Below are 21,684 nucleotides of genomic sequence, written 5' to 3'. Positions count from 1 at the left end.
CTGACGATCTCTAGCTGACCCGCTTGGTCGGTCTGACACCTTCGATGCCGGCCACGCGCACCAGGCGTTTGACGGCCTGCAGGAACTGATGGGTTCCATTGCCTTCGCACAAGATCATCGCATCGATTTCCGCGCTGCCGCTTTGGCCCAGGCGCGTAGCCTGGATGGTCCGGATCAAGCGTTCCTCGTCGGGTGTCACCTTGGCCGAGCAGGCTGGGCAGTAAGGGCTGTAGAAGATGAAGTTGGAGCGGCGCGCGGAGCGCATCTTCCGCGGGACGTTGAGGACCGCGACGGCGATCTCCGGGCCGCGTGCGTCGCCAAACTCGGCTACCGCGACGTCGATCGCATCCTCCCAGTAGAGCCGAGAAGCGTTTGAGAAGGACATGCAGTATCGGCGCGCAGTGTTGAGGATGGCGATAACTTCGATACTCAGATTCAGCTCGGCGACCGTCGTCCCCGGCTTTCCGCACTGATGGTCGTCCTGCCCCATCGTTATTCTCCGGCTCGCTTTATTTTCGTGATGACGCATTACGCCCTCCACCATCGATCCACCGGCGACGGCGGAAAGCCTTCGATCTCCCGATCCGGTCGACCGAAACGGTTCCACCATGCGATGCGAATGACGTTGGAGCGCCAGAGCGGCAGCATCGGCATCAACTGTCGGAAAACCCGGTCGAAGGTACGGCCCGCCGCCCGCAATGCGTCTTCCGATCTGGCGGTTTCGAGCGCCTCGATTGTCGCGTCGAGCGCCGGATGACGGATACCGGAGAGCGCGTAGGACCCATCCTGGTCGGCAAGGTCGCTATGCCAGAGCAGGCGCTCGGATGTGCCGGGCAATTGCGCCGGCGCCCACGATAGCGTCGCGAGATCGAAATCGCGGTCGAGCATTTGGCGGGCCGCGGACGCGGGGTCCGCCTGTCCCCAGGAAACGCCGATCCCGAGGCGAGCCCAGGCCTGTTCGAGCCAGCCAAGCGGGCGTTCGTAAATCGGATTGGGCGAGACGATCCGCAGGTCCAGCGGTCGATCGGTCGCGGGGTCAAGGAGACGCCCCTCGCTCAGGACGAGGCCGGCCTCGCGCAACAGGCGGGTTGCCACCGCCAACGCCTCCCGCGTCCCGGGGGGCGGAAGACCCGCGAGTGGGTCAGGGGTCGCAAGGGTCGCCGGCGGCAAGTCGTCAAAGCGTCCGATGACGCGCTCTTCAGTCGGCTCGGCCGGGCCGTGTGCAGCGAGATTGGTGGTCCCGAACACGCTGTCGAAACGCTGCAGCGACCCGGCATAGAGCGCCCGATTGATCCCGTCGAAGTCATAGGCGAGAGCCAGGGCGAGGCGCACGCGACGGTCGGCGAACGGTCGGCGGCGCAGATTGAAGACGAGTCCGTGCAGATCGCCGACTCCATCGCCGACGACCTCGTGACGCTGGATCGCGCCCGAAGACAACGCTTCGCCCGCATAACCGTTTCGCCACCGCTGCGAGTCGTCCTCGATGCGAACGTCGTAGTCGTTGGCGCGAAACGCCTCGAGGGCGACGTTGGCGTCGCGGTAATAGTCGAAGACCAACCGGTCGAGATTCCAGCGGCCCCGGTTCACGGAGAGGTCGCGCCCCCAATAGTCGTCCACTCGCTCCAGGGCCAATTGCCTCGGCGCGTCGACGGACGTCACCCGATAGGGTCCCGATCCGATTGGCAGATCGTCGCGGCTTGCTCCGGGATCGTTGCCCCAGACGTGCTCGGGGTGAATCGGAATAGTCGAAATCCGGCGCAAAACGTCACGGTCGCCACGTCGATCGTTGATGAAGACGACCCGATCGTCCGACTCGGCGATGACCGCCAAGGGCAAAAAGGCTTGGCGATAGAACGGGGCGCCGCGCGCCTTCAGTGTGTCGAACGTGAAGACGACGTCGCTGGCGCGAAGCGGCCGACCGTCGTGCCATCGAGCTTCGGGGTGGAGACGGAAGACGATGCGAGCGAAGTCGTCGGAAACGTGCAGTCCTTCGGCCAGGGCGCCATAATAGGACGCGCGTTCGTCGGCGCTGCCGACCGTCAGCCGATCATAGATCATGCGGATATCGCCGGGCGGGCGCCCCGGATAAACGAGCGTGTTGACCGTGTCGAACGCGCCGATGCGGGCGAGCCGCATGGTGCCGCCCTTGGGCGCCGATGCGTTGACGTAGTCGAACGCCTCGAATCCGGCGCGATATTTGACCTCTCCCAGCGGCGAGTAACCGTGACTGAGAATCTCGGCCGAGATAGCCGCGCGCGGCATCGCGGCGAGAGCGGCGCCCCCACCAAGGACGATGGCTTCGCGCCGGGTGAGATTGCGAACACGCGTCATGGCTTGACGGTATGGACGACCTTGAAGCCCTCGAACGCCGGGCCGCCGATGTAGAGCGGCTTGTTCTGGCCGGCGTTCCTGTGTGCCGCGCGAAACGCCTCACTCCTCGTCCAGGCAAGGAAATCGGCCTCGCTTCGCCACACCGTATGCGACGCAAACAGCGTGTGGTCGTCGAGCTCAGGCCCGCGCAGGAGATGGAATTCGATGAAGCCGTCTTCTTTCGCGAGATAGGTCTCGCGGTTCAGCCACACTTCTTCGAAATCGGACTCCGATCCGCGTCGGACGCGGAAACGGTTCATCGCGATGTACACCACTTACCCTCGGTTTCGGGAGCCGCGACCCACACGATCGGAGCCGCGAAATCGGACATATCAGATACCAATTCAAAAGATACGGCAATAAAAACCAGCTATTTTCGAATTATTACAATTCGTGTGAAGAATTTATCTATGCGTATCTTCGAAATAGCGCCTCGATTCAAACTACAGCGCCGTTCGATCGAGCTATAGCGTTGCAGGAAGTCTAGAAGACAGCCTGTGGATTGTCCCGCGCGTTCCCTACGAACAATGGCGCGCGCTCCAAGATCGCACGTATCGGCAGGCTCCGCTGGGGCGCTTCGGACGACGATCCGGACGGTCGGGCAATGGGGCCGACGGGACACGAATGGCCCGTCAGCCGATCCTGAAGGAGGATCCTAGATGAGATTGAGTTGAGCCGCCGCTGCGATCAACGCATCCCGGAAGCGATATGTCGCGTCGGAAAAGATCTTCCGCTCGCTGACACGGACACGGCTGTAAGGCGTCATTGCTTCGCCCGGACCGGTGTCGTAGCCCTCAAGCGCCGCCCGGAACGCCTCATAGGCATCGCGGACCGCGGCGTCGGTCTGAGCGGACCCCGCCGCCACCGCCTCCGAGAAGGGCTGGTACTGGCTGTAGATGCCGATGATATTGTATTTGAAGATCAGCAGGGTCTGATCCGACCAGGTCTCTTCCTCGCTGCTGATCTTCTTGCTGCCGATCTCCTCGGCGAGGCCGATCATCCCTTCGAAGCTGCCAAGGGCGCTGTAGCGTTGAGGCTCGTCGAGTTCTCGGTGCAGTTTGAGATGGCTTTCAGCCAATGTGTCGGCATAGGTCGCCGCGAGGTCGAGATCGTCGTCCCGGAAGAGCAGATATTCGACCTTGTGGAACCCGCGGAAGTCGTCGCTCGTCTCCCCGCCATCGAACGAGTAGGGCCGGGCGTCGATGTCGGAGTCGCTGTCTTCGAACGACGCCGCCAGGGTTTCGATCTCCTCGTAAGGCGGTCGTGCGTCGACATAGGCCCGCTGCGCGGCCGCCAGGTCACGCGTCGCGATCGCAGCGCGAAGCTGATCGACAAGAGCAATCTGGGCATCATTGCGTTGCCGGAAGTAGGCGACTCCCTCGAGCGCGGCTTGATCGAGCGCGCCGTCGCTCGCCTGCGCCGATCCGATGATCGATGGCATGCTGATCTTGGATGCAATCGCTGCCGTTCCGGCCGCACCCAGGACACCCGCTCCGACCGCTTGGCGGAAAAAGTGTCTGCGCGAAATACGCTTCATAGTCATGAACTCTCCTAGTCTACAGCGATGAATGACGCTCCATCGCGTACCTATTAATTATAGATTGGTATTTTTCAGTATATGACATGAGTCAAAGTCGTTGCTTTTTAGTATTTAATAAGAATAATTCTTGGTCAGAATTTGAATTATTCTAGCTATAAGGTGGTTCCTGTCTTCCGCGACAAAATTCAGCATCGATATTGAGAACAAATCCCGGTGTCGCCATGTGAGGGAGAGCGGCCCGTTGCACAAAGGGTGCGGGCTACAACCGAAGGAGCAGGATCTGTATGGGCGACAACCGGCTGGAACTCCGTCACCTCGATATTGCCGCCGATGATGCGGTTGTCATTCGCGGGGTCGATCTGACCATCGAACCCGGCACGCTTCACGTGCTTCTTGGCCCGAATGGCTCCGGTAAATCGTCGCTGCTCGCCGGTATCATGGGCCTGCCGCCGTTTCATGCGGTCGGCGGCGACATTGTGTACCGCGGTGAGAGGATCAACGACCTGCCGATCGACGCCCGGGCCAGGCTCGGCCTGGGCATGGCGTTCCAGCGTCCGCCGGCGCTCGACGATGTCACGGTCGAAGACTTCGTGACCGCGCTCGATGCGCAGAAGACATATGACGCGGCCGCGCCGTCCCTCGATTTCGACGGCTTTCGCGACAGATCCCTCAATGCCGGTTTCTCCGGCGGCGAGACCAAGCGCTGGGAGGTCCTGAAGCTGGCGCTGCAGGAGCCCCAATGCCTGCTGTTCGACGAGCCCGAGAGCGGCGTTGATCTAGAGCATGTCGCCGCGGTGGGAAAAGCCGTTGATCAACTGGTTCGAACACCGTCCGCGTCGGGTGAGGCCCGATCGGGCCTGGTCATCACCCACACGGGTTTCATTCTTGATTATATCAAAGCTGACATGGGTCATCTGATGGTCGACGGGCACCTTGTCTATTCCGGGCCGGCTCGCGATTTGTTCAAGCACATTCAGCACGACGGTTACACGGCGCCGGCGGCATAGCGGGCCCCGCGCAACGCAGAAGGAGACGATCATGGACACCGCTACGGTTACCGGCGGCTTGAGCGAGGAGGAGCGCAAGCTCCTGACGGAGGTCGGCTACGAGCCCGACGCTCACCGCTCGGGAACCTACGTACTCGTCAATCAGGAGGTTCGCCATACCGCCGTCTCCGACGATGGTGTCGAGGTCCTCTCGCTCAAGGACGCCCTGAACAAACACGACTGGGTTCAGGATCTGATGTTCGGACTGATCGACCCGCAGGAGAACGATCACGTGCGTCAGGTCGCTGAGCAGATGCACGATCCGGTCGGTCATTTCATCCACGTTCGCGAAGGCGCCAAGGTCAAGCTTCCCGTCCAGTCGTTTTCGTTGCTGGAGACTCCGCAGGGTCGCCAATACACCCACGATCTGACCGTCATCGACGCGGGCGCAGAGGTCGAGATGATCTCCGGCGCCGCGGTTCCTCCCAATGTTCATGCCGGCCATCACATCTCGATCGACGAGACTTATGTGCGGGCCGGCGCGGTGTGCCGGTCGCTGTCGATCGAGCATTGGGGGACCGGCATGGAGGTTCACAGCTACGGCCGGACCCAGATCGACAAGGGCGCGCATGTGTCGGGCAAGCAGGTCCAGATGACACCCATTCGCCATCACGCCGGTCAGTCCAAGACGTATATCGGGGAAGACGCGCGCTACAATGAACAGGCGATTATGTTCGCGCCCGAGGGCACCGAGCGCGTCGTCGATTCCGAGATTCATCTCAAGGCAAGCGGCGCCCACGCCGAAAGCCTGGCGCGGATGGTGACCGCCGGCGGCACGATCATCAACAAGGCGATGCTGGTCGGCGACAGCGCCGGTGTCAGCGGCTTTCTCGGCTGCGACGGGCTGAAGCTGTCGGACGACGGCGAGGTGCTGTCGATTCCGGCATTGAAGGCCAACGCGGCCGAGGCGCAGCTTTCCCATGAGGCTTCGGTCGGCATGATCGGCGCCGACAAGATGGCCTATCTGATGGCGACCGGCATGACCGACGACGCAGCGCGCGACCTCATCATCCAGGGCTTCCTGCACCTCAACGAGCAGAACCTGCCGGCGGTGATCCGTGCCTCGGTGGAAGAGATGATCGCCAAGGCCAAGTCCGGCGCCATGTAGGGCACCGAGCCGGCACGTCACAGATCAAACGGCGGTCCTTCAACAAAGAAGGCCGCCGTTGTTGTGCTCCGGAGTGGGGGAGAGGTTACCGGCTACTGCATCCGTTCGGCGAGGCCGGAACGGGCGCCTCGTCATCGAGGACGATCACCTTCAGCCGGATATCGCGGTCGCGCGCGGCCAGCCAATGGTCAACGCCGGCGGGAGCGGTCAGGACGAGCAGGGGTCTACGCAGATCGGCCTCCTGTTTTCCCGGTGGGTGTCAAGAGGGCTGATGGCTCCAGCCGAATAGGGGTTCGTTACTGCGCTGGCCCCGACGGCCGGCTCAGGATGAAGGCGGCGGCGATCGCCATGCAGATCGCCTGAATCACAAGGATCAGCGTAGAGACGGACAGCGCGACGCTGATCGAGAACGCGCCGACCATCATCGCGATGGCGAGCCCCTTGAAGCGAGGGGCGATGGCACCGTGTGCGCGCCAGTCGACGATCATCGGCCCAAAGGTCCGGCTGGCCTCGAGGCGCCGTGCGAAAGACGGCGCGCTCCTGGCGAAGGCGAACGCGGCGAGGATCACGAAGGGCGTCGTCGGCAAGACAGGGACGACCACACCGATCCCGCCGACGGCTAACGCCATGGTGCCAATTGCGAACCAAACGGCGCGTCGCGGGCTCAACATCGGCGGGCCGTTTGCATGAGGATCAAGCACAAAGTCCATTCGGAGTTTATATTTATAATAACTCCAATATTGATTCAGTTCATGTAAAGACCATTGCTATGGAACGATATGCAATGTAAGTGATCCTACTGACAATGGGACCCCTCGCGTCAAGTAGTCTTATATCGCGTCGTTGGTTCGCAATCTGGAGATGCAGCATGAATCGCGCCGAACTTGGCGGGCAAACACTGGCGGAGCCGGCTTTTTCCGCAAAGAAGCTGCTTCAGGAGGCTGGCCTGCGCCCTACGCATCAACGGGTGTATATTGCTGACATCCTGTTTTCAACAGGTGATCGGCACCTATCGGCCGAAGAGATTTTATTTGAAATCAAAAATCGCGGACTCTCTGTTTCGCTGGCAACTATATACAACAATCTGAACAGCTTCACTGAAGCGGGAATTCTTCGAGAAATTTTGACAGATGGTTCGAGGAAGTACTATGACACCAATACCAGCAATCATCATCATTTCTTCATAGAAGAGAGCTTTGAGATAATCGACATCCCAGCGGATGATCTCGGTGTCAACTCAGAGCCAGAGCCGCCGCCGGGATATGAGGTGACTGGCGTCGATGTGGTCGTACGGCTGAGACGAATTCGCGACTAGGCTTCAGCCTGCTCAGACCACCAGATTCAGCCAGCGGACGGACGTCGGTCATTTCGAATTTCTTGTGCGGACTCGCCAGCTTCGCAGCGATCCCTACCTCTCACGTTTTTGCCTGCAGGCCATCGGCGCGGGGTTTTGCCTTGGTATACGGCATCCGGCGGAGGCCGAAGAACGGCCATCGACGAACTGAACCGCTACCGTCCGGCCGACTCGCGTCGGGGCTAGCCGCGCGCTTCCAGGGCACCTGATTGCACCGCGCTCGACATAACGATATACGGGCGCCGGCCGGAGTCGCCCGAACACCGGCACGGGTGGGGCGTAGCCAAGTGGTAAGGCAACGGGTTTTGATCCCGTCATGCGCAGGTTCGAATCCTGCCGCCCCAGCCAGATCGGTTGAATAAATTCGCGCCTAGTTGTCAGCACCAGCGCCAGCAGGTTCCTCGCGCCAGAGATGGCGGGAAAACCAGTCCAGATTTTGCAGCATCCAGGCCCGCAGCTCTTTTGGCCGCGTCACGAAATGACCGGTATCATCAAACAGCACCAACTGCGCCGGCGCACCCATATCCGACAAAGCGGTGTAGAGGAGATGAGCGTTTGCAGCAGGGACGACGACATCATCGGCGCCATGCTGAATCAACGTCGGCGCTTCCTCTCCTGTGACATAAGAAATGGGTGAGGTCGCAGACCAGAGTTCGGCGTTTTCCCAGGGGGAGGACTCCAAATATCCCTCTTCCGCGACGCCCGCGATCGAAAGCACATAGTTCACACGATTGTCGGTGATGCCCGAGCCTACCGAGGCCACGCGGAAAAGGTCCGTGGACGTGACTGCGAACGCTGACAGGTAGCCACCCCAGCTATGCCCGACCACCCCGATGGCGTCTTTGTCCGCAAGCCCCTCTGAGAGAAAATGCTCAACAGCCGCTTCGATATCGAGCATTTCCGCTCTGCCCGTATTCTTGACAAGCAGCTTGCGGAACGCAGAACCGTAGCCCGTCGATCCACGGTAGTTGGGGAAAAGGACGCGGGCGCCTTTCGCCAGCCATTGCTCAATGGGATACAGCTGATCGTGGACACGCCGAGGGTATTCCACATCTCGCGGCCCCCCGTGCAGCACAATAATCAACGGTGCAGTGTCGGCAGCAGATATGCCCTCAGGCTCATACAAAACACCCTCGACCTGAACCCCATCGTCCGCCGTCCAGCGAACAACCTCTATATTATGGCTGGGCCATCCCTTAAGGGCATTCGTTGTATCAGAGAGACGTTCAGGACTTTCGGCGTCTTCTAGATCGAGCCTGTATATTTCAGGTGCCGTTTTCGCATCAACACCAAGATATGTAACGAAGTTGCCGTCATTCGAAGCATCGAACTCTAGGACATGTCCAGGTGCGGACGTGATGCGAGCGGCAACACCCGTTTGAGGGTCTATTCTGTGAACCTGACGGTCGACCCCGTCGATAAAGAACACGTCGATGCCTTGCAGCCCCCAGTCAATCAGCAGAGGCTGTGTATCCCTCACATTTTGTCCACGGTCGATATCAAGGCGTTCCGCCTCACCGCCATCCCACGGGACGATCATAAGCCTCTTGTCGCCAAGCCAGTCCGCAATAACTGTTCTTCCAAACAGAATATCCTTTCCATCTGGCGAGAAGACCGGCGTTTCGTCCCAGTGTTCGCTCTCGACGATGTGGCGGATATCACCTGTCGAAGTATCGACGATGGAAATATCCGAGCGAATGGAATCCAGGATGAGCGCGCTATCGGCATGGCTGAAAACAATCTCTCGGCCATCCGGCGAAAAGGAGAAACTCGGGCGTATGCCCGCCTCGGAGAACAAGGTTACCGAGAAGTCTGAACCGCCGGTCAGACGGCGCATCACATCCGTATCGCCAGGGCCGGCGCCGCCTTTTTCAATTGCGGCAGGGATGTCCAAAATCCACAAATGGGCTGACGGTTTGTTTTCGCCGACGATGGTAAAGCTGCCCATCTCCTCGGGCCTTGCAAGAAATTTCGCGTCAGGCGCTTCGCCGAGAAGCAATGCCAACTGCTCTCCATTTGGCGAAACGGCATAGTCCAGCAGACCGCCGGGAATCGCCGTCAGAGAGACGGCCGAGCCATCCGACAGCGTATGTCTGTAAATCTGAGGGCCTTGCCCCTGGTCAGCGATATAGAAAAATGCGTTGCTGTCAGCGGCCCACTGCGCGTTCGACGTGGAGGCCCCCGAGTTGTCGGTAACCTGCTTGACGGCTTCTCCACCTACGGAAACGTAAACTTCACTGTCGTAGACGTTCTGATCCCAGTCAGGCCGTGTTGTTGTGTACAACACGGAAGAACCGTCGGGGGAGATGCGCGGCGCGCTGACCTGGGGAACATCGATTACCTCTTTGACGTCAGGAGCCGCGACGCTCTCCTGACCTGACGCTTCAGCCTCCGTTTTGACGAATAAGGAAGCTGATGCGAGCAACAGCATCAGTGAAAACCCGATTTTCAGCAAAACCGTCTCCAAACCTGTGTTGACAGCACCGCAGGCGTATCAACGGATCAGGTCTCTGACCAGCCTGATCTGAAATCCGAATTCTGTCGCCCCAGCCAGTTCGGACAGCGCGGCGGATCACTCCGCCCAGAAGGCCTTGCCCGCCGGCTCGGTCAGCACCGCTTCGCGCAGCGCCGATACCGCTTTGGCCAGCCCCTCGTCGGGGGAGGCGAGGGCGTCCTCGTGCTCGATCGACAGCACGCCATCATAGCCGACAGTACGGAGCGCGCTGACGATTGTCTTCCATTCGGACACGTCGTGTCCGTAGCCGACCGAGCGGAACACCCACGAGCGGTCGGCGACCTCGTTGTACGGGGTGGTATCGAGCACACCCTTGACGTCGGCGACGATCGGGTCGATCCGGGTGTCCTTGGCGTGGAAGTGATAGATGCTGTCGCCGAGCCGGCGGATCGCCCGGGCAATGTCGACCCTCTGCCAGAACAGGTGGCTCGGATCGAAGTTGACGCCGACATTGGCGCGAGTCTCGTTGCGCAGGAGCAGCGCGTTCTCCGGGTGGTAGACGACGAACCCCGGATGCATCTCGATGGCGACCTTGACGCCGTGAGAGTCGGCGTATTCGGCCTGCTCGCGCCAATAGGGGATGACCCGCTCTGCCCATTGCCACTCGAGCGACTTGGCATGGTCGGTCGGCCAGGCGCAGACGTGCCAGGCCGGGGTCTTGTCGTCCGGACCGCCGCCGGGGCAGCCGGAGAAGGTGACTACGGTATCGACGCCGAGCAACTCGGCTAACACGACCGTATCGCGCCAGGCGCCGTGGTGGTCGTCGGCGACCGCCGGATCGGGATGGAGCGGATTGCCGTGGCAGGAGAGCGCCGAGATGGTGAGGCCGCGCTCGTCGATCGCGCCTTTCCAAGCGCTCCGGGCGTTGGCGTCGCCGATCAGCGCCTTCACGTCGCAATGGCTCGATCCGACATAGCCGCCGGTCGAGATCTCGACCGCGTCGAGGCCGAGGTCGCGGACCTTGTCGAGCATCGCCTCGAAATCGAGGCGCCAGAGTATCGGATCGAACAGACCAATCTTCACGTTGTCGTCTCCATGAGGGGCGAGGCGACTCGGGCACCCCGCTTGCTGCTTTCGATCGCGCCGAGCACCATCGCCAGGCTGTGGATGTTGTCGTCGCATACGGTCTCGGGCGTCGCGCTGCGCGAAATCTTGTCGACGAAGTCGCGGATGGCGCGATCGTGCCAGGTATCGGGCTCGCCTTCGACCAGCTTGGGACCGGGGATATCGACCTGGTTGTTGATGAAGGCGCCGCTGCCCTCGACCACCTGGCAGCGGAGGCCGGTGGCGCCGTCCCAGGTGATGGAGCCGCGCTCGCCGATCAGCCGCCACGAACCCTCCCAGGCTGTGTGCAGGCCCTCGGCGCACCAACTGCCGAGATAATTGAAGACGATGCCGTCGGTCATCTCGAAGATGGCGGACGCCGAGGCGCCATGGGCATACCACGATCCGCGCGGGTTCCACTCATGGCAGTACACCGCCTCGGCGTTGGCGCCGGTGAGAAAGCGCGCGGCGTCGAAGGTGTGGATCGCCATGTCGAGAAGCAGGACATGGTTCATTGTTTCGCGGAAGCCGCCGAAGTGTGGGCTGATGTAAAATTCGGCGTCGACGGTGGTGAGCCGGCCGATCGCACCGGATTCGATGAAGGCGCGGAGCGCCCGGATGTTGGGATCGAACCGCCGGTTCTGCATGACCGCATAGGTCTTGCCGCTGGCGTGGGCCGCATCGACCATGGCCCTGGCCTCATCCATCTCCTCGGCCATCGGCTTTTCACCGAAGACGTGGCGACCGGCACCGAGCGCCGCCAGCGTGACGTCGCGATGGACCTTGGGCGGGGTGCAGTCGAACACGACGTCGGCAGCGACATTGGCCAGGGCGTCATGGGCATCGGCGAAGATCGGCACGTCGAAGCCGCGGCTTGCCGCCGCCTCGCGGGCGGCGTCCTGGTCAACATCGACAAGGGCGACCGGTTCGAGATCGCCATGCGCCCTGATGGCGTCGAGCCACCGACCGCTGATCAGGCCGCAGCCCACTTGAATGACGCGCATGGAAGTACTCGTACGGTTGGACCCCTCAGCGCACCCGTCCGCCGTGGAAGCGATGGCCGAGCAGCGCCAGGATGATGATCAGGCCGCTGAAGAACTGAACGAAGAAGCCGTCCATGCCGGCGGCGACCACGCCGGTTTCCATGAAGGAGACGATAACCGCGCCGATCGCCCCGCCGATCACGGTACCGATGCCGCCCCAGGCCGGGGTGCCGCCGACGAACAAGGCCGCCAATGCGACGAGCAGAAAACCCTCGCCCGTGGTCGGCCACCAGGTGAAGTTGATCATCAGCGAGACGATGCCGGCGAGCGAGGCGCCAAGCCCCATAAAGGCAAACACGCTGACCCGGACGCGGCGGGTGCTGATCCCCATCTGCTCGGCGCTGTCGGGATTGTCGCCGACATGATGGACATGGGCGCCGAAGCGGTGGCGATTGTAGAGGAAGGCGCAAAAGATGACGAAGGCGACCGCCCAGATCATCTGCATCGGGATATCGAAGAGGCGGCCGGCGACGATCGAATGGATGGTGGTCTCGCGCAGCTCCGGTACGGCGATCGAGCGCCCGCCGGAGATGATCATGATCAGGCCGCGGAGCAGGAAGTTCATACCGAGGGTCGCGACCAGCGACGACAGGTTGCCGTAGACGACCAGACCGCCGACGGCGAAGCCCATGGCGGAGCCGAGCGCGATGCAGGCGAGCATGCCGAGGAACGGGTCGTAGCCGCTCTGGACGACGATGGCGAAGGCCCAGGCGGACAGGCCCATCACCGAGGGGAAGGACAGATCGATCTCGCCGGCGGTGACGACGAAGACCGCCGGGACGACGAGGAAGATGGCGATCGGCACGGTCAGCATGATCGAGCGGTAGATCGCCGGGTTCAGGAAGACCTGGGGGTTGATGACGATGAAGATCGCCAGCAGCACAAGGAAGAAGGCGAGGGTTCCGAGCCACAGGCGGTTCTGCTGCAGCAGCGACCGGACGGTGTGCTGCGTCGGCGCCGGCGCGGGGCTCTTGCCGGCCGCGCCCATTGTCTGTTCGCGGTCTTCGATGGTGGTCATAGTCCCGCCTCCGCGGTCATGTGTTCGGATGCGATTCCCCGGAGGTGCGGTGTGCGGCCGGCGGCGACGTCGCGCATGTAGTGGACCATGGCGTCGGCCGAGTCGACCTGTGCCTTGTCCGCCTGCAGCGCCGTGCGGCCGCGGTCGAGCACGACAAAGCGATCGGCGATATCGAACACGTGCTGGATGTTGTGGCCGATGAACAGAACCGATCGGCCGGACTCCTGAACCGCGCGGACGAAGGAGAACACCTTCTCGGTCTCGGTGATCGAGAGCGCGGTGGTCGGCTCGTCGAGCACCACCAGTTCGGCGTTGTTGTAGATCGCGCGGGCGATGGCGATGCCCTGGCGCTCGCCGCCGGAGAGCTTGCCGACGATCGAATTGGGATTGATCAGCTTGGACGTGAAGCCGATGTCGCGCATCAAGCGCTCCGCCTCGTGAATCTGCTTGCGATTGCGAAGGAACCCGAAGGCGCTGGTCAGTTCCTTGCCCATGAAGATATTGGCAACGATGGACTGCTGGACGCACAGGGCGCGGTCCTGGAACACCGTCTCGATACCCGCTTCGCGCGACCGATTGGCGCTCCAGCCATGAACCTGCTCGCCGCGCACGCGGATCTCACCGCCATCGGGCGCATGAACGCCGGCAAGGACCTTGATCAGGGTCGATTTGCCGGCGCCATTGTCGCCGATCAGGCCGACAACTTCGCCCTTGTCGACATGCAGGCTGACGTCGTGGAGGGCGCGGACCATCCCGAACGACTTGGTGATGTTGCGGAGTTCGATTATGCGGTCGCTCATCGATGTGGCTCACCCGGTTGGCGCGTCATCGGCGGTCCGGGCGGGAAGCCGCGGACCGCCGTCTCGTCGCTGTGTTCTACCGTAGACCGCGCGTGGCGAGCTCGCCGACGGTTTCGTAGTTGTCGTCGGTGACGAAGCCGGCGCCGGTGTCCTCGGTGATCGGTGCGAGGCCGAGGACCGCCTGCTGGCAGAGGCTGAGCACCGCCAGGTAGCCCTGGTTGAAGGGCTGCTGATCGGAGGTCAACTGGACATAGCCGCGCCCGAAGCCGTCGATGATCTGCGGGCTGGTGTCGAAGCCGATGTTGATGATCTGGCCGGCTTCGGCGCCCGCGGCGTCCATGTAGGTCGGGGCGTTGCCGAGCATCTGACCGCCGGGATAGCCGATCAGATCGAGCTCGGGATTGGCGAGCACGGCGGCGGTGATGATCGGGATCGCCAGGTTCGGATCGGCGCCGTATTCGGTCTTGGCGTCGACAACCTGGACCTCAATGCCGACGCCCTCGAAGACGTCGACGAGCGCCCGTTCGCGCCGGCCGCGCTCTTCCTGCCCGAGCGGGACGAAGACGAGCGCGGTGTCGCCTTCCTTCAGATCGAAGCGGCGGATGGCTTCCTGGGCGAGGGCCTCTCCCTGAGCGTAGAGGTCGAGCACGCCGATATAGCCGCCGCCATGCGCGGCGCGCACGTCCGGCACGTCGACGTTCTGGTACATCATGTAGATGCCCTTTTCGGCGGCTTCCTCGGCCAGCGGCATGATCGCCGCGCCACCGGGGTGACCCATCATGCCGATCGCGTCGACCTCGACGGCGACCGCTTCGCGCAACTGCTGAACCATCATTTCCGCGTCCCAGCCGGAGAACAGCAGCTCGAGATTGGCGCCGGTGTCGATGGCCGCCTGTTCGGCGCCGGCCTGAACGATCGAACCGAACGCATCGCCTTCGGCGCCGCCGGTGAAGAAGCGGACCTGGACGTCGGAGCACCAGTTTTCGCCGAGGCCTTGCGCCGAGGCGGTGACCGTCGCCGTTCCCAATGCGGTCGCGACGACGGCGGCCCCGAGCAGACATCTTGTCATGTGTTTCATCGTCTTCCTCCCAGTTTTCGTCTTGGTCGATGAAGAGGCGCCGCTGCTTACGACGCCACCGGATTGGCGTTAGGTGATCAAGGTCTCCTTCGCCCGCTGCGCCACGGCGTGGTCCAGCCGTCCGGCGGGCGGCAGGTTGTAGCGCATGAAAATCTCGATATTGGCATTGCCGGCACCGGCTTCGATCGGCTCGCCGTCCGATGCCCGCATCAGCATATCGACGGTCATCGTGACCTGATCAACCGGCGACTGGGCGATCACCGCGTCCATGTCGCCTTCGGCCAGGTAGCGCCGCGAGGTCGGGGTCAGATCGTAGCCGACGAATACCGGTCGCGGATCGAGCGCAACGGCATCGATGGCCTTGACGACTGCGCGGGTGTTACCACCGGTGGAAAGCACCCCGGCGACGTTGTCGGTGGTGGCCAATACCTCCTGGACCTGTTCGGCAACCTCGTCGAGCGACCCTTCCGGGAAGCGGCACTCGACGATCGGAAACTGTGGGTAGGAGTCCGCGAAGACCGCATGAAAGCCGACGACCCGACGGCGGTGATCATCGACCTGGAGGCGGGGCATGACAATGACCACGGAGCCGCTGCGACCGGCAAGCATGCGGCCAAGCAAGTCCGCGCCGGCGCGACCGGCGGCGACGTTATCGACACCGGCGAAGCCGATCCGCCGCGACGCGGGCTGGTCCGAAACGAGGGTCACCACCGGAACGCCGCTGGCGGTGATGTCGTCGACCGCTTCGACAATCGCCGGCTCGGACGGTGCCAGCATGGCGATCCCATCAACATGCTGCGATGCAATACGTAGCTCATTGGCCAGCGCCTTGACCTTCGTCTGGTCGAAATGAACGACTTCGATGGAGACGCCACTGGCCGCCAATTCAGCGGCCTGATCGCGGACGATGTCGGCCAGCATTTGCACGAACAGCGCTTTGACATCGGGGAGGAAGACGCGAAACCGTCGTCGACCGCGCCGGTTCAGCCGGATCGCGTTGACGTTTCTCTTGTAATTCAAAGAGTTGGCGGCATCGCGGACGCGCTTTTCGGTCGCCGGCCGTGCCCCGCGGCCATTGAGGACGCGATCGACCGTCGCCAGGCTGACGCCGGCGCTGCGGGCAATATCGCGCATGGTGACCGACATGGGGCGATGCATCGTTCCGTTTGAGTGACGTACCTCATTTACGGCGGGCAGAGGCGATCTGTCAAGCGGGCATTGATTGGCGCTGGCGATCAGCCGCCGGCAATCACCGGGCTGACATAGTCGGACGGTTTGACAGTGACGACGGAGCAATCGACGCTGTTCAGAACGTCTTCTGCTGTATTGCCGATGAAGAAGCCGGGCACGCCGGTGCGGGCGATGGTGCCCATGACGAGCAGGTCGGCTTCGAGCGCTTGGACCTGCTGCGGAACGACACTGCGCGCGTCGCCGCGTTCCAGCCGCGGCAGGAACTGGACCGCGCGTCCCGAGGCTGGGCCGCCGGCGGCGTTAGCCTGACCGATCAGACGGTCAAGGGCCAGGATGTGTCCGGTGCGGACGTCGCTGACATAGTCTTCCGCCGCCTTGTCGGGGTCCGGCCCGCCGGACCACATACGGACCAGCCCCTCGCTCGGCGCATCCCAAACATGAAGCACGTGGACGTCGGCACCTTCCGCCGCGCCGAACCGGGTCGCGACCGACAGGATGTTGCGGTTGAGGCTTGCAATCGTCTCGGGCTCGCCGGACAGCGACTGGCCGATGTCGACCGCAGCCAGAATCGTCCGGATCGGCCTGGAGCCGTCATGGTCGAGCCGCAGCCAGACGGGGCAGGGGCATTTGCGCAGCAGATGCTGGTCGGTGCTGGTGAAGAAATAGTGGTGGATGCCGCTCAGCTCCTCGGCGGCCTTGATCACCAGATCGACATCGCCAGCGACGACATAGCGGATGACTTCGAGGAACGGCTTGCCGAGCCGGACGGCGACGGTCGGGTCGAGATCGGCGGCGAATTGTTCGGCCAATCCGACGGCACGATCATGGTGGTCGCGAATGAGCCGTGCTTCGATCTCGGCAGCCGCCACACCGGTCGCGGCGGCGATCCGGTCGATCTCGGGCGGAGGCTCGACCGCGACCATCAGCGACAGCGATGCGCCCCAGGATCGCGCGTGGCTGGCCGCAGCTTCGACCGTGGCCGCATCGCCGCCCTGCGCCGTGCACACCGCGAGAAGCTTTGAAAACGTGTCATTGCCAATGACATCGCTCGCGTCGGCAACGGTCTCGATCACGGCGCGAACTCCTTCTGTCCCTCGGGGTCGGCAGGCTCCAGCGGCGCGGGTGGAGGCGCGTCGGTGGCGATCAGCGCGGCGGCCTGCGAGGCAGCGTCGCGGAACGGCATCAGCACCAAGTCGGCGCCGGCCGCTTCCATCTCCTCGGCGGCGTCGTCATGGTGGGCGGAGACGGCGATCCGGCCGGTGAATTTCAATTCGCGCAGCGAGTGGATCAGCGACAGACGCGGGTCTTCGTGGGTCACGCCGGTATCGTGCTCGGGGACGGCGGACACCGCCCAGGCGGCGCCCTCCAGCGGCAGGTGGGCGACGAATTCAGGGTCGGTGGCATCACCGTAGACGACGTCGAAGCCCTGCGCCCTGGCATAGCGGACCGCGATCGGGTCGAAGTCAACGCCGTACACCCGCTGCCCGGCAGCGCGCAGTTGGCGGGCGATCGCCAAACCGTAGCGGCCGAGGCCAAAAATCAGGACGTCGTATCGATGCGCCTCGCTGATGCCGGCCTCCTCGTCCGGCTGACCACTGCGGCGATTGAACACCCGGAGCATCGGCTCCAACCGGGCGTAGAGCTGGTGGGAGTAGGTGATCATATAGGTCGAGGCGGCGATGGTGATCAGGCCGACCAGAGTCACCAGCCCGAGGGCCTCGGCGGCGACATGGCCGATCGATACGCCCATCGCCATGAAGATCAGCGAGAACTCGCTGATCTGGGCGACGGTCAGGCCGGCGAGGAAGCCGGTCCGTTTGCGGTAGCCCATGGCCCGCATGATGATCAGCACGATCAGCGGATTGCCGATCAGCACGAACAGGGAGAAGACGATCGCGGCGACCAGGCTGGCGCCGAGCACGCTGAGATCGAGCGACGCGCCGAGCGCGATGAAGAAGAACAGCAGCAGGAAATCGCGGAGCGACGACAGCCGGGCGGCGATCGCCTCGCGGAACGGCGTCGAGGCGAGCGACACCCCGGCGAGCAGCCCGCCGAGTTCCTTGCCGAACCCGAAATAGTGCCCCAGCGCGGCGAGCAGGGCCGCCCAGCCGATCGCGAACGAGAGCAGCAGCTCCGGCGCCCGCGACAGGCGCTCGACCAGCGGGTTGGCGAGATAGCGGATGAACAGGCCCACGGCAACCAGCATCGCCAGGCCGTAGCCGAACACCTCCAAAATGTCGGTGAGCGCCGCGTCGCCCTGAGCACCGATGCCGATGGCGGACAGGACGATCATGGCGAACACGACGACCAGGTCCTGAACGATCAGGAAGCCCAAGGCGATGCGGCCGTGGAGCGAATCAATCTCGCGTTTGTCGGAGAGGAGTTTGACGATGATGATGGTCGAGGAAAACGTCAGCGCCACCGCGACGTAGAAGCTGGTGACGGCATCGAGGCCAAGGGCGAGGCCGATCAGGAAGCCGAAGATGGTGGTGAAGGCGACCTGGCCGAGCCCGGTCATCAACGCCACCGGGCCGAGGGTGCGGATCAGCTTCAGGTCGAGCTTGAGCCCGACGAGGAACAACAGAACGGCGATGCCGAGTTCGGCAAGCAGGTCGATGTACTCGTCCGACTGAGCAACGTTCAGCACCGACGGGCCGGCGAGGATGCCGACGGCGATGAAGCTGACGATCAACGGCTGACGCAGCAGCAGGCCGACGAAGCCAACCGCCGCGGCAAGGACGAGGAGCGCGGCGATCTCGTAGAAGATGTAGCTGCTGATCGCTTCAGTGATGAGCGGCACGGGCCTGTCCCGGTTGGCCGCCGGCAGGCGGGTGTGGGTTTCGTGGGCCAATTAGCGCGACCCGGACCCGTTTCTCGACTTCAAGGATAACCAGAACAACGGGGCCGACCAGAAAGACGAGCAGGCCCTGGGTGAGGGTGAGCGGTTGGGTGCCGAAAAACGTTTCCATGAAGGGCGCGTAGGTGAACAGGAACTGCAGCGCGGTCACGGCCAGAACGGCGACGATCACGGCTCGCGTGCCGAGCGCGCCGCGCACGGTCAGCGAGGTCGAGTTCAGGTAGCGGACGGAGAACAAGTAGAAAATCTCCATCACCACTAGCGTGTTGACGGCAACCGTCCGCGCAACCTCGACGCTCGATCCGGTCGCCTGCGCCCATGCAAACATGCCGAAGATGCCGATACAGAACAGCACCGAAACGAAGGCGACGCGCCACACCACGAAGCCGGAGAGGATCGGCTCCTTCGGCGGTCGCGGTGCCCGCCGCATGACACCCGGCTCGGACGGTTCGAACGCCAGCGTCATGGCGAGCAGGACCGAGCTCACCATGTTGACCCACAGAATCTGCAGGGGCGTGATCGGCAAAGTGAGGCCGAGCAGGATCGCGGCGACGAGGGTCAGCGACTCGCCACCGTTGACCGGTAGCAGGAAGATGATCGCCTTCTTCAGATTGTCGTAGACCGTCCGCCCAGCCTTCACGGCGGCTGCAATCGTTGCGAAATTGTCGTCGGCGAGTACGATCTCGGCTGCTTCCTTGGCCGCTTCGGTGCCCTTCATGCCCATGGCGATGCCAATGTCGGCACGTTTCAGAGCCGGGGCGTCATTGACACCGTCGCCGGTCATGGCGACGACCGCGCCGTTGGCCTGCAGCGCCTCGACGAGGCGCAGCTTGTGTTCGGGGCTGGTGCGCGCGAACACCGAAGTATCCCCGACGCGTTGGCGAAGGGTCGCGTCGTCGAGTGTGTCGAGATCGCTGCCGGTCAGCGCCGCTTTCGGATTTTCAAGGCCGAGTTCGCGGGCAATCGCCGTCGCGGTGCCGGCATGGTCGCCGGTGATCATCTTGACGCGGATGCCGGCCGAGCGGCACTCGGCCACCGCCGCAATTGCCTCCTCGCGCGGCGGATCGATCAGGCCGAACAGCCCGAGGAACGTCAGGCCGTTATCCACGTCGTGGAACTGCAGGTCCGAATGCGATGCCGCGCCGGTCTTCACCGCGACCGCGAGCAGCCGCTGGCCGCGCGCAGCGATCTCTTCGGCCTGATTATGCCAGTAGTCGATATCCAGGTCGGCGTCGCCGTCGATGCCGCGTTGACGGGCGCACATCTCAAGGATGCGCTCCGGCGCGCCCTTGACGAAGATCTGGCCATGGCCGGTGTGATCGTGGTGGAGGCTGGCCATGAAGCGATGCTGGGAATCGAACGGGATCGCATCAGTGCGTGGCCAGGCTTGCGCCTCATAATCGGGATCGAGACCGGCCTTGCAGGCAACCACGACCAGTGCGCCCTCCATCGGGTCGCCACCGACCGTCCAGTTGCCGTCCGACTCCTCCAGGCTCGCGTCGCTGCACAACAGTGCCGCCAGGCACATCTGCGAAAGCAGCGGGTGGTCGTCGAGTTCGACGTCGCGACCGTCGAGCGAGAAGCCGCCTTGCGGGACATACCCGACGCCGCTGACGGTGAAGAGATGTCGGGCGGTCGCGATCGAGGCGACGGTCATCTCGTTACGGGTCAGGGTGCCGGTCTTGTCCGAGCAGATCACCGACACCGATCCGAGGGCTTCGATGGCCGGAAGCTGGCGGACGATGGCGTTGCGACGCGCCATGCTCTGAACACCGATGGCGAGGGTGATGGTTAAAATGGCGGGCAAGCCTTCGGGAATCGCCGCGACGGAGAGGCCGACGACCGCCATGAAGATTTCCGCGAAACTGTAGTCCCGCACCAGGAGTCCGAACGCGAGCACGAAGGCGGCGAGGCAAAGGATCGCCACCGTAAGCCAGGTGGCGAACACGCCCATCTGCCGCAGGAGAGGCGTTTGAAGCGCGGTGACTTCGGTCAGCATGCCGCTGATCCGACCGATCTCGGTGTGCGTTCCGGTCGCCACGACAACCCCGCGCGCCTGGCCATAGGTGGCGAGGGTTCCCGAGAACGCCATCGACTTGCGGTCGCCAAGCGGCGCCGACTCGGCGACCGGTGCAACGGCTTTTTCGACCGCCATCGACTCGCCGGTCAGCACCGACTCGTCGATCTTGAGTCCCTTGACCTCGAACAGCCGGACATCGGCGGGGGCGCGATCGCCGGCCTCGAGCACGACCAGGTCGCCGGGGACGACGTCTTCGCCGGGGATACTGCGGCGGCGACTGTCGCGGATGACGGTCGCCTTGGGCGCCAGCATGTTGCGGATGGCGGCGAGCGCCTGTTCGGCCTTGCCTTCCTGAACGAAGCCGATGATCGCGTTGACGACGACAACCGCCAGGATGACACCGGTGTCGACCCAGTGGCCCAACAGCGCGGTGATGACCGCTGCACCCAGCAGAACATAAATGAGGACGTCCTCGAACTGCTTGAGGAAACGGACGAGCGGCCCTTTCCGCTTTGGTTCAGGCAGCCGGTTGGAGCCATACTTCGCGCGGTACGCATCGATGTCGCCTTGGTGCAGACCGCCATTCGGGTTGGCGTCGAATGTGGTGAGCGCGTCCGCTACCGGTCGGGCATACCAGTCGTTTGGCCGATCGCCATCAGCGTTGACGGGCACATCCAGCATTCGACTTCATTCCTTCTCG

At 63.2% G+C, this 21,684-nt stretch carries 18 protein-coding genes and 1 tRNA gene; 4 read left to right on the top strand and 15 right to left on the bottom strand.

Annotation, left to right across the window (positions count from 1 at the left end; genetic code table 11):
- Window positions 1–10: 10 nt before the first annotated feature.
- The 4 genes from ACO076_RS19185 to ACO076_RS19170 all read right to left on the bottom strand — a co-directional run bounded on the left by ACO076_RS19185 (window position 11) and on the right by ACO076_RS19170 (window position 3,913).
- Complete coding sequence (locus ACO076_RS19185) at window positions 11–490, bottom strand: hypothetical protein (protein ID WP_421724417.1); 480 nt, start codon at window positions 488–490, stop codon at window positions 11–13.
- A gap of 38 nt (window positions 491–528) precedes the next feature.
- Complete coding sequence (locus ACO076_RS19180; protein ID WP_421724416.1) at window positions 529–2,331, bottom strand: extracellular solute-binding protein; 1,803 nt, start codon at window positions 2,329–2,331, stop codon at window positions 529–531.
- Window positions 2,328–2,642 carry an antibiotic biosynthesis monooxygenase family protein gene (locus tag ACO076_RS19175; protein WP_421726780.1) on the bottom strand — a complete coding sequence of 105 codons (315 nt, stop codon included), beginning with the start codon at window positions 2,640–2,642 and terminating at the stop codon, window positions 2,328–2,330. Before ACO076_RS19175 ends, ACO076_RS19180 begins: the two co-directional genes overlap by 4 nt.
- A gap of 383 nt (window positions 2,643–3,025) precedes the next feature.
- Complete coding sequence (locus ACO076_RS19170; protein ID WP_421724415.1) at window positions 3,026–3,913, bottom strand: EfeM/EfeO family lipoprotein; 888 nt, start codon at window positions 3,911–3,913, stop codon at window positions 3,026–3,028.
- 281 nt (window positions 3,914–4,194) lie between these two features.
- Between ACO076_RS19170 and ACO076_RS19165 the strand changes: the two genes are divergently transcribed.
- Window positions 4,195–4,917, top strand: coding sequence for an ATP-binding cassette domain-containing protein (locus ACO076_RS19165; RefSeq protein WP_421724414.1), 723 nt, complete (start codon window positions 4,195–4,197; stop codon window positions 4,915–4,917).
- 31 nt (window positions 4,918–4,948) lie between these two features.
- Window positions 4,949–6,064: a SufD family Fe-S cluster assembly protein gene (locus ACO076_RS19160; protein WP_421724413.1), complete on the top strand. Its 1,116-nt coding sequence runs from the start codon at window positions 4,949–4,951 to the stop codon at window positions 6,062–6,064.
- A gap of 296 nt (window positions 6,065–6,360) precedes the next feature.
- Here the strand turns inward: ACO076_RS19160 and ACO076_RS19155 are convergent, their stop codons facing one another.
- Window positions 6,361–6,735 carry a YbaN family protein gene (locus ACO076_RS19155; RefSeq protein WP_421724412.1) on the bottom strand — a complete coding sequence of 125 codons (375 nt, stop codon included), beginning with the start codon at window positions 6,733–6,735 and terminating at the stop codon, window positions 6,361–6,363.
- 197 nt (window positions 6,736–6,932) lie between these two features.
- Between ACO076_RS19155 and irrA the strand changes: the two genes are divergently transcribed.
- Both irrA and ACO076_RS19145 read left to right on the top strand, forming a co-directional pair.
- Window positions 6,933–7,379 carry an iron response transcriptional regulator IrrA gene (gene irrA, locus ACO076_RS19150; RefSeq protein ID WP_421724411.1) on the top strand — a complete coding sequence of 149 codons (447 nt, stop codon included), beginning with the start codon at window positions 6,933–6,935 and terminating at the stop codon, window positions 7,377–7,379.
- Window positions 7,380–7,691: 312 nt separating this feature from the next.
- Window positions 7,692–7,766 (top strand) — tRNA-Gln (locus ACO076_RS19145).
- A gap of 22 nt (window positions 7,767–7,788) precedes the next feature.
- Here ACO076_RS19145 and ACO076_RS19140 read toward each other — a convergent pair.
- The 10 genes from ACO076_RS19140 to ACO076_RS19095 all read right to left on the bottom strand — a co-directional run bounded on the left by ACO076_RS19140 (window position 7,789) and on the right by ACO076_RS19095 (window position 21,665).
- Window positions 7,789–9,873 carry an alpha/beta fold hydrolase gene (locus ACO076_RS19140; RefSeq protein WP_421724410.1) on the bottom strand — a complete coding sequence of 695 codons (2,085 nt, stop codon included), beginning with the start codon at window positions 9,871–9,873 and terminating at the stop codon, window positions 7,789–7,791.
- Window positions 9,874–9,990: 117 nt separating this feature from the next.
- A complete protein-coding gene (locus ACO076_RS19135; RefSeq protein WP_421724409.1) occupies window positions 9,991–10,956 on the bottom strand; it encodes a sugar phosphate isomerase/epimerase family protein in 966 nt (321 codons plus the stop codon).
- Window positions 10,953–11,981, bottom strand: a complete 1,029-nt coding sequence (locus ACO076_RS19130; RefSeq protein WP_421724408.1) for a Gfo/Idh/MocA family protein — start codon at window positions 11,979–11,981, stop codon at window positions 10,953–10,955. Before ACO076_RS19130 ends, ACO076_RS19135 begins: the two co-directional genes overlap by 4 nt.
- Window positions 11,982–12,006: 25 nt before the next feature.
- On the bottom strand, window positions 12,007–13,038 hold the full coding sequence (locus ACO076_RS19125) for an ABC transporter permease (protein ID WP_421724407.1): 1,032 nt from the start codon (window positions 13,036–13,038) through the stop codon (window positions 12,007–12,009).
- Window positions 13,035–13,838, bottom strand: coding sequence for an ATP-binding cassette domain-containing protein (locus ACO076_RS19120; protein ID WP_421724406.1), 804 nt, complete (start codon window positions 13,836–13,838; stop codon window positions 13,035–13,037). Before ACO076_RS19120 ends, ACO076_RS19125 begins: the two co-directional genes overlap by 4 nt.
- Before the next feature lie 76 nt (window positions 13,839–13,914).
- Entirely contained in the window at window positions 13,915–14,916 is a 1,002-nt protein-coding gene (locus tag ACO076_RS19115) for a substrate-binding domain-containing protein (RefSeq protein WP_421724405.1), read from the bottom strand.
- A gap of 69 nt (window positions 14,917–14,985) precedes the next feature.
- Complete coding sequence (locus ACO076_RS19110; protein WP_421724404.1) at window positions 14,986–16,062, bottom strand: LacI family DNA-binding transcriptional regulator; 1,077 nt, start codon at window positions 16,060–16,062, stop codon at window positions 14,986–14,988.
- An 89-nt stretch (window positions 16,063–16,151) separates the two neighbouring features.
- Window positions 16,152–17,180 carry a universal stress protein gene (locus tag ACO076_RS19105; protein ID WP_421724403.1) on the bottom strand — a complete coding sequence of 343 codons (1,029 nt, stop codon included), beginning with the start codon at window positions 17,178–17,180 and terminating at the stop codon, window positions 16,152–16,154.
- Window positions 17,177–18,907, bottom strand: a complete 1,731-nt coding sequence (locus ACO076_RS19100) for a cation:proton antiporter (RefSeq protein ID WP_421724402.1) — start codon at window positions 18,905–18,907, stop codon at window positions 17,177–17,179. The genes ACO076_RS19105 and ACO076_RS19100 overlap by 4 nt, the downstream gene beginning before the upstream one ends.
- A complete protein-coding gene (locus tag ACO076_RS19095; protein ID WP_421724401.1) occupies window positions 18,891–21,665 on the bottom strand; it encodes a cation-transporting P-type ATPase in 2,775 nt (924 codons plus the stop codon). The genes ACO076_RS19100 and ACO076_RS19095 overlap by 17 nt, the downstream gene beginning before the upstream one ends.
- Between the last annotated feature and the right edge of the window lie 19 nt (window positions 21,666–21,684).

Source organism: Bauldia sp. (assembly GCF_965232525.1).
Taxonomy (GTDB): domain Bacteria; phylum Pseudomonadota; class Alphaproteobacteria; order Rhizobiales; family Kaistiaceae; genus Bauldia.
This window is presented reverse-complemented; position numbering and strand designations above follow the sequence as displayed.

Coding starts and splice junctions, on each gene's coding strand:
- ACO076_RS19125 (WP_421724407.1), bottom strand. CDS start 13,038: ATGACCACCATCGAAGACCGCGAACAGACAATGGGCGCGGCCGGCAAG.
- ACO076_RS19120 (WP_421724406.1), bottom strand. CDS start 13,838: ATGAGCGACCGCATAATCGAACTCCGCAACATCACCAAGTCGTTCGGG.
- irrA (WP_421724411.1), top strand. CDS start 6,933: ATGAATCGCGCCGAACTTGGCGGGCAAACACTGGCGGAGCCGGCTTTT.
- ACO076_RS19160 (WP_421724413.1), top strand. CDS start 4,949: ATGGACACCGCTACGGTTACCGGCGGCTTGAGCGAGGAGGAGCGCAAG.
- ACO076_RS19170 (WP_421724415.1), bottom strand. CDS start 3,913: ATGACTATGAAGCGTATTTCGCGCAGACACTTTTTCCGCCAAGCGGTC.
- ACO076_RS19110 (WP_421724404.1), bottom strand. CDS start 16,062: ATGTCGGTCACCATGCGCGATATTGCCCGCAGCGCCGGCGTCAGCCTG.
- ACO076_RS19155 (WP_421724412.1), bottom strand. CDS start 6,735: ATGTTGAGCCCGCGACGCGCCGTTTGGTTCGCAATTGGCACCATGGCG.
- ACO076_RS19180 (WP_421724416.1), bottom strand. CDS start 2,331: ATGACGCGTGTTCGCAATCTCACCCGGCGCGAAGCCATCGTCCTTGGT.
- ACO076_RS19185 (WP_421724417.1), bottom strand. CDS start 490: ATGGGGCAGGACGACCATCAGTGCGGAAAGCCGGGGACGACGGTCGCC.
- ACO076_RS19165 (WP_421724414.1), top strand. CDS start 4,195: ATGGGCGACAACCGGCTGGAACTCCGTCACCTCGATATTGCCGCCGAT.
- ACO076_RS19095 (WP_421724401.1), bottom strand. CDS start 21,665: ATGCTGGATGTGCCCGTCAACGCTGATGGCGATCGGCCAAACGACTGG.
- ACO076_RS19130 (WP_421724408.1), bottom strand. CDS start 11,981: ATGCGCGTCATTCAAGTGGGCTGCGGCCTGATCAGCGGTCGGTGGCTC.
- ACO076_RS19115 (WP_421724405.1), bottom strand. CDS start 14,916: ATGAAACACATGACAAGATGTCTGCTCGGGGCCGCCGTCGTCGCGACC.